The sequence below is a fragment of the Thioflexithrix psekupsensis genome (assembly GCF_002149925.1).
GTDB lineage: Bacteria > Pseudomonadota > Gammaproteobacteria > Beggiatoales > Beggiatoaceae > Thioflexithrix > Thioflexithrix psekupsensis.
This window is the reverse complement of sequence record NZ_MSLT01000012.1, coordinates 427,831-441,337: the sequence shown is the minus strand read 5'-3', so window position 1 is coordinate 441,337 and position 13,507 is coordinate 427,831. Positions and strand designations below refer to the sequence as shown.

Sequence of the window (13,507 nt, the reverse complement as noted above, 5' to 3'; positions counted from 1 at the left end):
TTATCATATTGTGATATTGCAACAGTATCAACTCCCTGTCAAACGGGGAAGTTGATACTTCTTTGCCGTTTTCTTTGCGGCCAACTGCGCTTATTTTGCGTGAAAGCGATTAACCGGCGGCTTGTTCTGCTTTGCGTTCAAGCCATTTTTGCGCTTCTTCGTCCCACGTATCCATACGGACGTAAGAACATTGACGGGGTTCAGACACCATGTGCGGATCAACCTCAACACCAATGCCTTCTAAGAAACTCACCAAGCCAATTCGCTCGATCATTTCGCCGGTACGCTCATGTTCTAAGGCATTTTCGGCGAAAAATTCGATGGTGTTTTCCGCGATTTCTTTCAGACGTTGGTAATCGTCATCGCTTTCTAAGCGCAGGAAAGGCACGATCACCGTTCCCATTAAGTCACCGATTTTCAGGGTGCGTTTGCCGCCCATTAATACGGTTACGCCTTTTTCCTTACCGACGGATAAGGCTTTGGTCATGACGTTAATGCAGTGCATACAACGCACGCAGTTGCGGTTGTCAATGGCTAAGGTATCATCGTCATTCAGGGATAAGGCTTTGGTCGGGCAACGAGTGACGACATTGTCGATCACATATTTGCGTCCTTTTTTGGCCACGAAGGCTTTCACTTCTTCTTGATCGGCTTGAATTTCATCGCGCCACGTGCCGATAACGGCCATGTCGGCGCGTTCAATGGAGTTCATGCAATCGTTAGGACAGCCAGACACTTTGAACTTAAACTTGTAAGGCAATGCAGGGCGGTGCATGTCATCTAAGAAGTTGTTGACTAAAATACGGTGAATCTTCTGCTCATTGGCACAAGAATGCTCACAACGCGCCGCACCCACACAAGACATGCCTGTACGTACCGCGGGGCCTGCGCCACCTAAGTCAAAACCAATTTCGTTTAACGCATCAAAAGCGGCCTGTACGTTTTCGGTTTTGGTGCCTTGGAACATGATGTCGCCGCTTTGGCCGTGCAGGGCGATTAAACCAGAGCCGTGCTGTTCCCAAATGTCACACATTTGACGTAAAATGTCAGTGGTGTAGTGCATTCCTGCGGGTGGTTGAATACGTAAGGTGTGAAACTCTTTGGATTCAGGAAATTTGGCGGCCACTTCGGAAAAACGGGGAATGACTCCGCCACCATAACCGATTACGCCTACGGTGCCGCCTTTCCAAAAGCCTTTGCGGGTTTCATAAGAGTGTTCTAATTGGCCTAACAAGTCGATCATCATGGCTTGATAGGGTTTGCCGTCATCACGGGCGAGGCGTTTCAGTCCAGTGACGAAACTTGGCCACGGCCCGCCTTCCAATTGATCCAGCATTGGGGTATTGCGCAATTCTTTGCTCATCGCACGGTCTCCTTTAGACATCTGTCGAGTGTAGTTGTGATACTCTTTGCAGGGTATCGAGATGACGAATTAAGTCTGATCCTCACCGTCAAATGACTTAATTCGTACTCCGAATCTCTATTGATTACGCCAAGTAGAGAAACGAAAATAGCTATTTTTTATTCATCGGCTATCGGCTAAGATTTCTGTCGAAGTTATTGATTTCGCCAAAAAACCATGTTGCAACGCATCATTTTTAGTAAATCACTGCAATCTAATATACTAAATTAGTTATTTACTGCGAATTAGTCAAGCGAATTTTATAAACCTTATATTTCAATAAGTTATATTGGATTCTAAATGTTTAGAAAAACACTCGGTTATTAAACCGCGGTTTTGCGCTGAGGAAGCGGGTAAAAACAACAAAAAGTAGTGCAATAATGCAAACAGATTTTATTAATGAAGCCATAAGGGAGATTAGTGATGTCATTTGATTTTCGGACATTTAGTGACGCATCGAATTACAACGCATTTCGGACAGAGAAGTTACAACATTATCCTTTGTCCGTAGAAAATATTACAGTAGAAGTGCGCGATCCCGCTCAACTGTCCACTGTAGAACGAGAACAGATGGCGCGCTGTTTGGCGCAAACCAATATGGTGATTTATCGCGTGACTGACGCTGAAAAGGTGGATAAAACAGTGTTAACCGCATTAGGTCGGCAATGGGGGTTGACGCGAATTGACACCACTTTGTGTACAGAAGAAGATGGGATTACCGCATTACAAGTGGTGAGCGAAGGTCAAGCCCATGAGTATATTCCTTATACGAATCAACCACTTAATTGGCATACGGATGGTTATTACAACGCATTGGACAGCCACGTGTTGGCTCTGTTGATGTATTGCGTTAGACCTTCTGTTTCTGGGGGAGAAAATGCTTACATTGATCCTGACATCGCTTACATTCATTTGCGCGATACAAATCCCGATTTTATCACGGCGTTGATGGCTGCGGATGCCATGACCATTCCCGCCAATCAGCAGGGTGATGTTGTTTTACGTCCTGCGCAATCCAGTGCGGTGTTTAGTTTTACCAAAGATGGCCAGTTAAATATGCGTTATACTGTGCGTAAACGTCATATTCAATGGGCAGATCGTCCCTTAGTGCGGGAGGCGGTGGCGTGTTTAAATGAATTTTTAAACAGTGATACGCAATTTCACGTGCGTTATCGTCTACACGCGGGTGAAGGTGTGTTGTGTAATAATGTTTTACACAATCGCACCGGATTCACCGACGGCGACACGCCAGACACACAACGTTTGTTGTATCGCATTCGTTATTATGATCGGGTGGTGATTTAAATGAATGTGGGAATCAGAATGGACAAAATTTCTTGAAAAACTTATTCTGTACATTCTGATTTTCTATAAAAAAAATCATTAACCCTACTTAAAACTGGAGTTATTATGTCTTCTTCTACGTGGCCAAAGCGTTTTTACTCATTGGATGCCATGCGCGGAATAGCGGCTATTATTATTGTATTATCTCATTGGGTGCATTTTGTATTTATTGGGGAAAAAAAAGTTATCCCTTTTGATAAAACCACATTCCCTTTATACGATATTTTAAAACCTTTTTATTTAACAGGCACATTAGGAGTTAATTTTTTCTTTTTACTGTCTGGTTTTGTTTTTTTCTGGTTATATCAAAAGCAAATCAGTGAAAGAAATATCGATTTTAAGACATTTTCAATAAAGCGAATTGCCCGCTTATATCCGTTGCACTTAGCCACGTTATTGCTGGTGGTGGTTTTGCAATTGATTTACTCCCAACAATATGGATTTTATTTTGTATACAGTCATTTTGACGGGTATCATTTTGTTCTCAATCTCTTATTTATTCAAAAATGGGGGCTGGACAATGGTTTTTCTTTTAATGGCCCTGCTTGGGCAATATCTGTTTTAGTTTTCCTTTATCTTTTATTTTTTATACTGGCTTATTGGCGCAAAGCGACGTTTTTAATTTGTTTGCTGATTTCAATGATAGCGGCGATCTTATTAGTGGCTGATTCTTCAGAGTATCTGAATCGTTATTTATTGCGCGGTATCAGTGGCTTTTTCTTTGGTGGCTGTATTTTTTACGTCGCGGTTTACCTCAGTCCCCACGCTGAAAAAATACGACTAGGATTTTATGCGGCAACACTGATACTTTGGGGAGCAACTTTATTTTCATTTTATGGGGCTGATTTAACGGTTTATATTAAGCAATTGGGATTTATCGGTAAATTATTTTTAGAAGGCTACGTTCATTATTTGCTATTTCCCATTAGCCTCTTGAGCTTGATTTTTCTGGAAATGCAACGCGGCATCTTATTAAAAAAAATGGCGTGGCTGGGAGATATTAGTTATTCCTTATTTTTGTTACATTTTCCCTTGCAACTAATGGTTGCGATTTTAGTTGGTTATGGTATTTTAGATAAAACTTTGTTTTTAAATGTGGGCTTTTTCATCGGCTTTTTTGCGGTATTAATTGCCTTATCTTACCTCACTTATGTAAAATTTGAGCGTCCTATGCAAAGCTATTTATAACCATAAGTACCCAAAGAAATAATCTGGCCTATCTGCATTTCTACTGTCCTTTACTTCTGCTTGCTAGGCTGGAAAGTTATCGGTTATTTTCATGATTAACATTTAACAAAATAACCTCATCTTCTGACAGAACGATTTTATCAATGCCTTAATTTTGGTATAGGAGTAAAAAAATCATGCGCTATTTATTTCGCTTGAGTTTATTCTGGCTTTTATTATGTTACGTTTCATTTATTCAGGCCAATACGCTTTTACAAGAATGTACGCCACAAGCTTTACAAGCAGCCCTTGATCAAGGTGGGTTGATTCAATTTAATTGCGGACAAAAACGTATTGCGCTTACTGAAGAATTAATCATCAGTCGAGATACCATTATTGACGGGGGCGGCCATCAACAAGGTGGGCTGATCACCTTAGATGGACAACAGCAAACTCGCGTATTGAGAACCCATAATAGTGTCAATGTAGAGCTAAAAAATCTCACTATTATCAATGGGAAACCTTCTGGAGATGGCTCAGGTGCGGGACTGCGTATTGGTAATTTTAGCCGTGTTCGTCTTGATCATTGTGTATTTAAGAATAATAACGGCACTTCTGGATTACAAGAACATGGTGGCGGAGCGATTTTTATTGCCAGTTTGGGTGAATTAAGTGTGCATCGCAGTTTATTTGAAGACAATATCGGCGTTAATGGCGGGGCAATTAATAATTTATTAAGCCAATTAACCGTGACAGATTCCTTGTTTATTAATAATGACACTTCTGGCGGCAAAGCGGGTGCGAGTAGCAGTGCCAATGGTTATGGTGGCGCAATTTATACCGATGGCGCAAGCGACAATACGACTCAACAAGGCGGAGTTATTCGCATTGAGCGTAGCCAATTTATTGGAAATCGGGCAGCAGGACAAGGCGGAGCCGTATTTAGTTTTGTTTATCCGCCAGATAAGGTGTTGATTAGTCACAGTTTATTTCAAGATAATCATGTGATTAAAGACAACAAAGGAGATGCCCTTGGTGGCGGTTTGCGGCATGGCAATGGTGTTTTAGTGCTGAGTCATAGTGTATTCATTGACAACACAGCCCAAGCACAAGGAGGGGCTTTGTGGATAGGGGAGCAGTCGCAAAATTCTAAAATTCTCAATAGCACGTTTTATAACAATAAAGCGGTTGAAAATCAAGACGGTAGCGGTGGTTTGGCCGGTGCCATCATGCCAATTGGGGGAAGTTTAGAAATAAGCAATACTACAATTGCGGGCAATCATGCGGGATTTGTAGGCGGGGCATTATTCGGCGGAGAGGATAATGTGACGTTTAAAAACAGCCTAATTGTAAACAATACTGCCTACAATTCAGGCAAAAATTGGCAGAAAAATCAAAATTGTGCGGGTTCTTATCGAGACGGTGGCTTTAATATTCAGTTTCCCGCCAAAAATCCCAATGACAGCACGGACAGTAATTGTACGCAAAAAGTTCAAATTATTGATCCTTTATTGACAGAATTAGTGCAAAGCGATTTGCCTTTTTTAAATCTACACGTTAATAGCCCTGCAATTGGTGCGGGTCGTCAATGTGAGGCGACAGATCAACTTACGGCAATACGCCCTGAAAATTGTACCCTAGGGGCAGTGGAGAAAGTGACGGATATTCGTTCTGGAGTTGCTTATAATCTTCAGAATCAACTCATTGAAACTAATGCGTATTTTTCGCCAAGAATAATAAAGGAGGGGGTAGAATTACCCCACAGCAACCGTATTCATGGCGCAGTCAGTTTGCGTATGTCAATTAAGGTGGACAGTCAACATGTGGGTCGTCCTGCGGCGATGATGGTGGTGGCGATATACACGGATGCCCAACAAAATACACAACAATTTATGCGTCAAGGGCAAGCGTGGCACGTGTGGGATGGTACTGTCGCCAGTTTGTTGGCAACGCCCGCAGAATTACGGGAAACATTAGCCCCGCAAGAACACATCAGCATTGTGGAAGATGTCGCTTTTGATGTAGCAGGACAATTACAGGTTTTTGTCGCTTATGCAGTGCAAATCGGTGATGAGGTGCATTTGGTGTTTAACGGTCATCGTCCTTTGGTGGCGAATTTGTAGTGTATAAACGAAAACAATCTGTTATTCCCCTTCTTAGCAGGAAGAGTAAAAATTCTGAACGATTGTAGTGGCTGAATATTTTTATTTAGCCACTTATGCCGTTTTATTTATTACGCAGATACTGTTCATCATTAAAACTACTCACCCACTGCGGACGATAGACCACAAAAATAGTCATTAATAAACCATTAATAAAGGCTTCAGGAAATAACATCACGATAATAAATAACGGTTGCTCTCCCAATTGACTCAACTGATAAGTGTCGCTAATTAACAGTAAAGACAGACCTAATAACCGATTCATTAACATCGCTATTGCAGCACCAACAAAAGCGGTAATGTAAATATAAATAAAGAAATGACGCGGAAACCACCAATAAGCCAACCAATAAATAACATAGGTAATTAACGCAGGAACAACGCCATTTATTAACACCGTTAATGGATAACCATATAAACTGGCAGCTCCTTCTAACACTAAAGTCAATTGCGCCACGCTGGCAGAAAGAATGGCAAACGGCAATCCAAACATTAATGTCACTGTGGTCATGAGCAGTAAATGAAATTCCATACCGGGCGTAATGCCCGCACTCAATCGCCACGCCAACCACAACACCACACAACTGCCTAACCACACGTGGGCATCGCAAGCATCTCGCAACCGCGCCCACGGAGCCTGCCATATCGCCCACAATAAAATAGGCAAATACAGCAATGTCCCCAACCACAACCCCATTTCAGGAAAAAAAGTGGGCGAAAAGTTCATAATAACTCCATTATTCCCGTCGCCAACTGGTTTGCTGCGCGGTGTCTTCTAAAATCACACCTTTTTGCTTTAATTCATCTCGAATGCGATCCGCTTCAGCCCATTGACGCGCCAGACGCGCTGCATTTCTAGCTGCAATTAACTGCTCAATGTCGTGATTAGATAAGCCTGCTAATTCGTCTTTTTGACCGCTGCGTTGTAAAAATTCATGCGGATCAGTTTGTAATAAACCTAAAATTTCTGCCAATTGCCGCAATTCATTTGCCCATTGAATCGCTTGAGTTAAATCACTGTCGCGCACCCGATTAATATCCCGCACCAAATCGAATAACACCGCAATGGCTTCTGGCGTATTAAAATCATCTTCCATCGCCGCATGAAACCGCGCTTGATAGGTCGAATGTTCAGGCAATGTCTGGGTTAATGGCAAGTCTTTTAAAGTGTTATAAAAACGAGTTAATGCCTGTTGAGCCGTGTCTAATTGCTGATCGGAATAATTCAAAGGACTGCGATAATGACTGGCTAAAATAAAATAACGAATCACTTCTGGTTCGTAACGTGCTAATACTTCGCGTAAGGTGAAGAAATTACCCAATGATTTAGACATTTTTTCTTCATTCACGCGCACAAAACCATTGTGCATCCAATAATTGACAAAATGCTTGCCTGTTGCCGCTTCGGATTGTGCAATTTCATTTTCATGATGCGGAAATTGTAAATCCATACCGCCGCCGTGAATATCAAATTGTTCGCCTAAACAATCAGTTGACATGGCTGAACATTCGATATGCCAGCCCGGCCGCCCTGCGCCCCACGGTGACGGCCAACTGGGTTCATCGGCTTTAGCCATTTTCCATAACACAAAATCCAATGGGTCTTTTTTAGATAATTCAATATCAACCCGTTCTCCCGCCCGCAATTCACTAATTTTCTTACCCGACAATTGACCGTAATGAGGAAAACGATTAACCGCGTAATAAATGTCACCATTATCGGCTTGATAAGCGAAACCTTTTTGCATTAATGTATTGACCATATTAATAATGGATGCAATAGATTCAGTGGCTTTAGGCTCCACATCAGGACGCAATACACCTAATGCGTCGGCATCTTCATACATCGCTTGAATAAAACGATGCGTTAAATCTTGAATAGACTCTTGATTCTCTGAGGCGCGTTTAATAATCTTGTCGTCAATGTCAGTGATATTGCGCACATAAGTGACTTCAAAACCGCGGGCGCGTAAATAACGCACCACCATATCAAACACCACCATCACCCGTGCATGACCCACGTGGCAATAATCATACACCGTCATGCCACACACGTATAAACGGACTTTATTGGCTTCAATGGGCGTAAAGGGCATCTTTTGGCGCGTTAATGTGTTATAAATCGTAAGCATGATGTGACTGCATTTGGTTGGTGAGAAAAGCAACAGTGTAACGTAATTACCGGCAATTGAGTAGGCCTATGCCGTCGAATTAAGTCCGATCTAATATAAAATGATGAGGCATTATGAATATTTTTTTTAATTTTTTTCAATTACTATTATTGGTTTATTTTTTAAGTGCTTGTACGGACAATGTTCCAACTGTTATTACCGTCGATCATTCTGAAGCGGGTATGGTGGTTAAAAGTGAAAATGACACGCATCAATTACGGCTGGCTATTCCCAGTTTAGCGGGTTGGGGTGCATTGACAGAGATTCGTTTATCATTAGGCGATACATTAGAATTATTAGCCACCGTAGAAAACAATGAAGGACATCCCTTAGATGCCCAAACTTTATATTTATCATCGCGCTCAGGTAATTTTTTTACGCAAAATCAATTGATTACTAATGAAGATGGTCAAGCACAAAGTGTGTTATTAGCAACGATCACTGGAAATGATACCATTACCTTAAATTATAAAGATGGACTGCAAACGCACGTGAATGTAGTGGTTAATGAAACGGCGACTTTATCGGCGGATAATTTACCTACATTAGCGGATTTACCGGGTGTGGTTTCTTGGAAATTATTTAATCAAGTTCAATACAGCGAATCTGTGACAACGCCCCCTGTTTTTGCGCCAGAATTAACGGCTTTAAATGGACAAATTATCACCGTGCAAGGCTTTATGATTCCTTTAGAAAAAACAGCGGGACAAAAGCATTTTGTATTAGCCATGTATCCGCCCAGTTGTTTTTACTGTTTACCTGCGGGGCCGGAGGGTATTATTGAAGTCTTGAGTCAAGAGGCGATTCCATTTTCTTTTGATCCGTTGTTGATTTCTGGCCGATTGGTGTTATTAAATGATGATGAAATGGGAGTTTTTTATCGCATGGAAGAGGCGGGGGTGAAGTAGGGGGAGAGAGTGATAGAAGTTTAGAGTTAATCAGAATTTCCAAAATAAAAAAATCCTGAAAATTCTGACTCCAAACCCAGCGTTTTATGCTTTAATTAACGACGTTTTAACACCAATAAAGTGACATCATCCATTAACGTTTTCCCGCTTAAATGGCGGTACAGATCGTCAATAATGGCTTGCTTAATATGTTCCACATCTTTTACCCATAATTGACTGACTATCTCTTGCAAACGATCTAAACCGTATTGTTGATTTTTAGGATTAAAAGCTTCGGTTAAACCATCTGTATATAAAATAATCCCGTCACCTGATTCTAACTGCACAGAAAAATCATCAATAAAATGGGCAATATCAGGTTCAATGCCGACAAAAAAACCCAAATTAAACGTATCAATTCGCTCCACATTGCCATTGGCGCGAACCACTAAAACTTCCTCGTGTTGTCCGCTAATGGTAAGCATGCCGTCACTTTGATAATCTAATAAAATAAGCGTTAAACTCTTATCCGAATTTATCCGTTTTAAATTACCGTAAATAGTGCGATTTAAAATAGATAAAAACTGAATTGAACTATTAATGCCACAGGTTAATAAAGTACGCACACAAGTTTGCAACATTAACATCACCACACTGCTTTCTAAACCATGTCCAGTGACATCTCCAATACCGATTTTAATATGCCCGTCATATTCCAAAATATCATAATAATCGCCCCCCACTTCGGCGGCAGGCTGAATAAAACAAGCAATGGCTAATTGATTGCTTAATTTCGCCAATTCCTCAGTGGCGGGTAACAACATTTCTTGCAAACGCTTGGTGACATGCAATTCTGCCGTCATGCGCACATTATCAGCTCGTAATTGACAATTGAGAGAATGAATTTCTTGATTAGCAAGTTCTAATTGTTCCGTACGTTTTCTCACATTATCTTCTAAAGTGGCATTGGCTTCGCGCAATAATTGCTCTGCCCGCTTTAAATTAATTTCTCGCAAAGCCACTTTATGTATCATCACATCAAATGCTCGCGCTAAATCGCCCACTTCATCATCTCGATTTAAAATTTCCTCTTGGAAATATTCACTGTCACTGCCTTCTGCTAATTTCTTAGAATTATCAGTGATTTTTATTAATGGTTTGGTCAAAGAATTAACTAAGAAAATAATCGCAATAATCCCTAAAAATAAAATAAACGCTGTCGTTAATGCAATCGCATAAGAGAGACTCAAAACAGGCTTAAATACATCACTGGCATAAGTGCTGGCGACCACAATCCAACCCATTTCTGGAACATAAGTCAGACTGGCTATTTTTTCGCTAAAAAACGGCTCACCTTGATCCATCCAACGATAATGAACAATCCCCGTTTTTTGCTTAATAATTTCTCGAATAAAATAAAAACCTGTGTCATCTTGATAGTTAAACACGTTTTTATTTTCTAAATTAGGATGTAAAATTAAATTACCCGCTAAATCAAGAATAAAAATATATCCCTTCATGCCCACAGTAATCGTGGACATTTTACGTTTTAATTCTTGTTGATTAATTAAATAAGAAAACTCTTGTTTATAAGAAGAAGAGGCCACTAACCAATCCCAAGGCTCAAAATAGCTCACATACATCGCTTTTTTAGACATGGCAGGCTCATCTGGATTTTGCCATTCATATTCAAAATAACCATTTTTTAAAGCAAAAGCAGTCTGTCCAAAATCATATTGCGCCACATCTAAATTAGGCACTTTAGGATGAATTTCACAAATCACATGTTGAGGAGCTTGGCTAATGTTATAAACAAAATTATAACCTATTTTGCCAATGCGATGACTGAGTAAAACATCAGCAACTTTTTGTTTTGCTTCGGTTTCAGTGAGGAGATTATCCTGATATTTCTGATAATAATAGCGCACCATATCTAAATTACTTTCAGAAATCGCCCGCAAATAATTTTGCACGGAAATATCAATGGTGGCATCGGTGGTAATTCTGATGCTTTTAGTGATATTATCTAATTCGGATAAATGATTTTTCTGTAAAGCACGATAAGTAATAAAAATACTGGTAGAACCTATAATCAACGCCGTTAATAAAATCACAATGACCCAATTTATAATTAAACGCTGTCTAATACGCACGTTATCCTCCTTAAATACCCTAAATTTAATCAAAACAAAATTTGCAACCCTGAAATTATTTTTATAGAATGACAGACGACATCAAGCAAAGATGAGCATGAATGAATAAAAATTATGTATTTTATAATAAAAATTATCATAAGTAAATGTCACAATCTATCATTCATTCGTTTACTTCTCATTGTTAAAAATAGGTTAAGGAACAAGAAACATGAGCCGCTTTTTATTGCCAAAAGATTTATCTGAGCAAGTACGCGCCGCATTAGCCGAAGATTGCGGCTCTGGTGATGTCACGTCTCAATTGATTCCGCCTGAAACAACGGTGACAGCCCATGTGCTTTCCCGTCAATTTGCGGTTATTGCTGGCGTAGATTGGTTTAATGAAGTTTTTATGCAATTGGGAGATCAAGTCCAAATTGATTGGTATGTAGAAGACAGCAATATTGTGTTTGAAAATACCATTATTTGCCGTCTTGAAGGCAATGCCAGAGCTTTATTAACGGGCGAACGGACTGCATTGAATTTCTTACAATCTCTCTCTGGCACGGCGACACAAACTTACTTTTTTGCCGAAGCCATCCGCGAAACAAAAGCGAAAGTTCTCGACACAAGAAAAACAATTCCCGGTTTAAGAACCGCACAAAAATATGCGGTTAAATGTGGTGGTGGCACTAATCATCGTATGGGTTTATATGATGCTTATTTAATCAAAGAAAATCATATTTCGGCAGTGGGTTCTATTCGTGCCGCTTTACAGAAAGCACAAGCCCTTAATGCTAAAAATATTCCCATTGAAATTGAAGTAGAACGCCTAGATCAAATCGAAGAAGCTTTAGCCGCTGGCGCCACTCGGTTATTATTGGATAATTTCGATATTCCCATGTTGAAAGCGGCAGTGACTTTGGTGAATGGACGCGCCACATTAGAAGCGTCGGGAAATATTGATTTACAAAATGTAAAAGAAGTCGCCGAAACGGGCGTTGACTTTCTTTCTGTAGGCATATTAACCAAAGAAATTCGTGCCATTGATTTTTCATTGCGCATTCAAGAATAGGTTATTTTTTTCTCTTTATCCTGCTATACCAATTTTTTCAGAGTCGTATAATAATACTTTTTAAATAGGAGAGAATAATGAACAAGAGATATGAAGATTTAGAAGAGTTAATGTCAACAGGTGAAGCGAGAGAAGTGAAGCGAGCGATGGCAGTAAGAATGTCTTTGCTTGGTTTTGTGCGTGCGGAAGCGGCTTTAGCGTGTTGTGTCAGTGTGCAATTTGTGGATAAATGGAAAGCCATTTATTTAGCGTCAGGGGTGGAAGGATTAAAGTTAGCGTATAAAGGCTCGCCAGGGTATTTAAAGCCGCGTGAACGAGAAGATGTGATTAATTGGATACAAGAAAAGAAGACAATAACAATAGAGGAACTAAAGAGATACTTAAAAGAGGAGTATGATGTTTTCTATTCTTCAAATACTTCTTATACTAAATTATTAGAAGAAGCGAATTTAAGTTATAAGAAGACACACAAAGAGAATTCGGCAAAAGATGAGGTAAAAGTAGAAGCTAAAAAAAAAGAGATTAAGGATTTAATAGATAAGGAGCGTGAACAGATAGAAAGTGGAGAGGTAATGTACTGGATGCAAGACGAAAGCCATCAGTTGTGGGGAGATATTTGTGGTTATGTTTGGTCGAAAAAAGGAGAAAGAACGTCAATAAAGATGAGTAATTATCGCACTTCTCAAACGTGGTATGGAGCGGTGAATATTTATACGGGAGAATTTATTTTAGATAGGGCAAAGAAAGCTGATACAAAATATACGATAGACTTTATTAACTGGCTCATTTACAGATATAAAGAAGCCCGTCATGTGATTATTTGGGATGGTGCAAGTTATCATCGTTCTGAAGGTTTAAGAACTTATTTAGAGAAATTAAATGGGGGACTTCCAGAATCAGAATGGAAAGTTCGTTTATTAAGATTTGCGCCCAATGCCCCAGAGCAAAATCCAGTCGAGGATATTTGGCTTCAAGGTAAGAATTGGGTCAGAAAGAATTTTCATCGTCTATCAAGCTTTAAAGAAGTCACTAGTATGTTTGAGACCTTTTTGTCAGGTAAAGTGTTTAAGTTTAATAAAATTAAACAGTATCTTATACCTAATATCTAGCTAGATATTAGAACTTAATTTGTTTTTATATCTCACATAATTTTGGTATACGAATTTA

At 39.9% G+C, this 13,507-nt stretch carries 10 protein-coding genes; 6 read left to right on the top strand and 4 right to left on the bottom strand.

Features of this window, described 5'->3' with window-relative positions; translation table 11 throughout:
* Positions 1 to 109 precede the first annotated feature (109 nt).
* A complete protein-coding gene (gene dsrA / locus TPSD3_RS07055) occupies positions 110 to 1,363 on the bottom strand; it encodes a dissimilatory-type sulfite reductase subunit alpha (RefSeq protein WP_086487870.1) in 1,254 nt (417 codons plus the stop codon).
* A gap of 462 nt (positions 1,364 to 1,825) precedes the next feature.
* Here dsrA and TPSD3_RS07050 point away from each other — a divergent pair, with 462 nt between their 5' ends.
* From TPSD3_RS07050 to TPSD3_RS07040, 3 genes are all read left to right on the top strand, one after another.
* Positions 1,826 to 2,707, top strand: coding sequence for a TauD/TfdA family dioxygenase (locus TPSD3_RS07050; protein ID WP_086487869.1), 882 nt, complete (start codon positions 1,826 to 1,828; stop codon positions 2,705 to 2,707).
* A 105-nt stretch (positions 2,708 to 2,812) separates the two neighbouring features.
* Entirely contained in the window at positions 2,813 to 3,934 is a 1,122-nt protein-coding gene (locus TPSD3_RS07045) for an acyltransferase family protein (protein WP_086487868.1), read from the top strand.
* 176 nt (positions 3,935 to 4,110) lie between these two features.
* Positions 4,111 to 6,036, top strand: coding sequence for a hypothetical protein (locus TPSD3_RS07040; protein WP_086487867.1), 1,926 nt, complete (start codon positions 4,111 to 4,113; stop codon positions 6,034 to 6,036).
* A gap of 103 nt (positions 6,037 to 6,139) precedes the next feature.
* Here the strand turns inward: TPSD3_RS07040 and TPSD3_RS07035 are convergent, their stop codons facing one another.
* On the bottom strand, positions 6,140 to 6,802 hold the full coding sequence (locus TPSD3_RS07035; RefSeq protein WP_086487866.1) for an energy-coupling factor ABC transporter permease: 663 nt from the start codon (positions 6,800 to 6,802) through the stop codon (positions 6,140 to 6,142).
* 10 nt (positions 6,803 to 6,812) lie between these two features.
* A complete protein-coding gene (gene cysS, locus TPSD3_RS07030) occupies positions 6,813 to 8,207 on the bottom strand; it encodes a cysteine--tRNA ligase (protein ID WP_086487865.1) in 1,395 nt (464 codons plus the stop codon).
* A 113-nt stretch (positions 8,208 to 8,320) separates the two neighbouring features.
* Between cysS and TPSD3_RS07025 the strand changes: the two genes are divergently transcribed.
* A complete protein-coding gene (locus tag TPSD3_RS07025; RefSeq protein ID WP_086487864.1) occupies positions 8,321 to 9,154 on the top strand; it encodes a DUF3299 domain-containing protein in 834 nt (277 codons plus the stop codon).
* Between the two features lie 95 nt (positions 9,155 to 9,249).
* On the opposite strand, the gene TPSD3_RS07020 is transcribed toward TPSD3_RS07025, so the two are convergent.
* Complete coding sequence (locus tag TPSD3_RS07020) at positions 9,250 to 11,286, bottom strand: cache domain-containing protein (protein WP_140048506.1); 2,037 nt, start codon at positions 11,284 to 11,286, stop codon at positions 9,250 to 9,252.
* 211 nt (positions 11,287 to 11,497) lie between these two features.
* On the opposite strand from TPSD3_RS07020, the gene nadC reads away from it, so the two are divergent.
* Positions 11,498 to 12,340 carry a carboxylating nicotinate-nucleotide diphosphorylase gene (gene nadC, locus TPSD3_RS07015; protein ID WP_086487862.1) on the top strand — a complete coding sequence of 281 codons (843 nt, stop codon included), beginning with the start codon at positions 11,498 to 11,500 and terminating at the stop codon, positions 12,338 to 12,340.
* A gap of 77 nt (positions 12,341 to 12,417) precedes the next feature.
* Positions 12,418 to 13,449, top strand: a complete 1,032-nt coding sequence (locus tag TPSD3_RS07010) for an IS630 family transposase (RefSeq protein ID WP_086486662.1) — start codon at positions 12,418 to 12,420, stop codon at positions 13,447 to 13,449.
* The last annotated feature ends 58 nt before the right edge of the window (positions 13,450 to 13,507 follow it).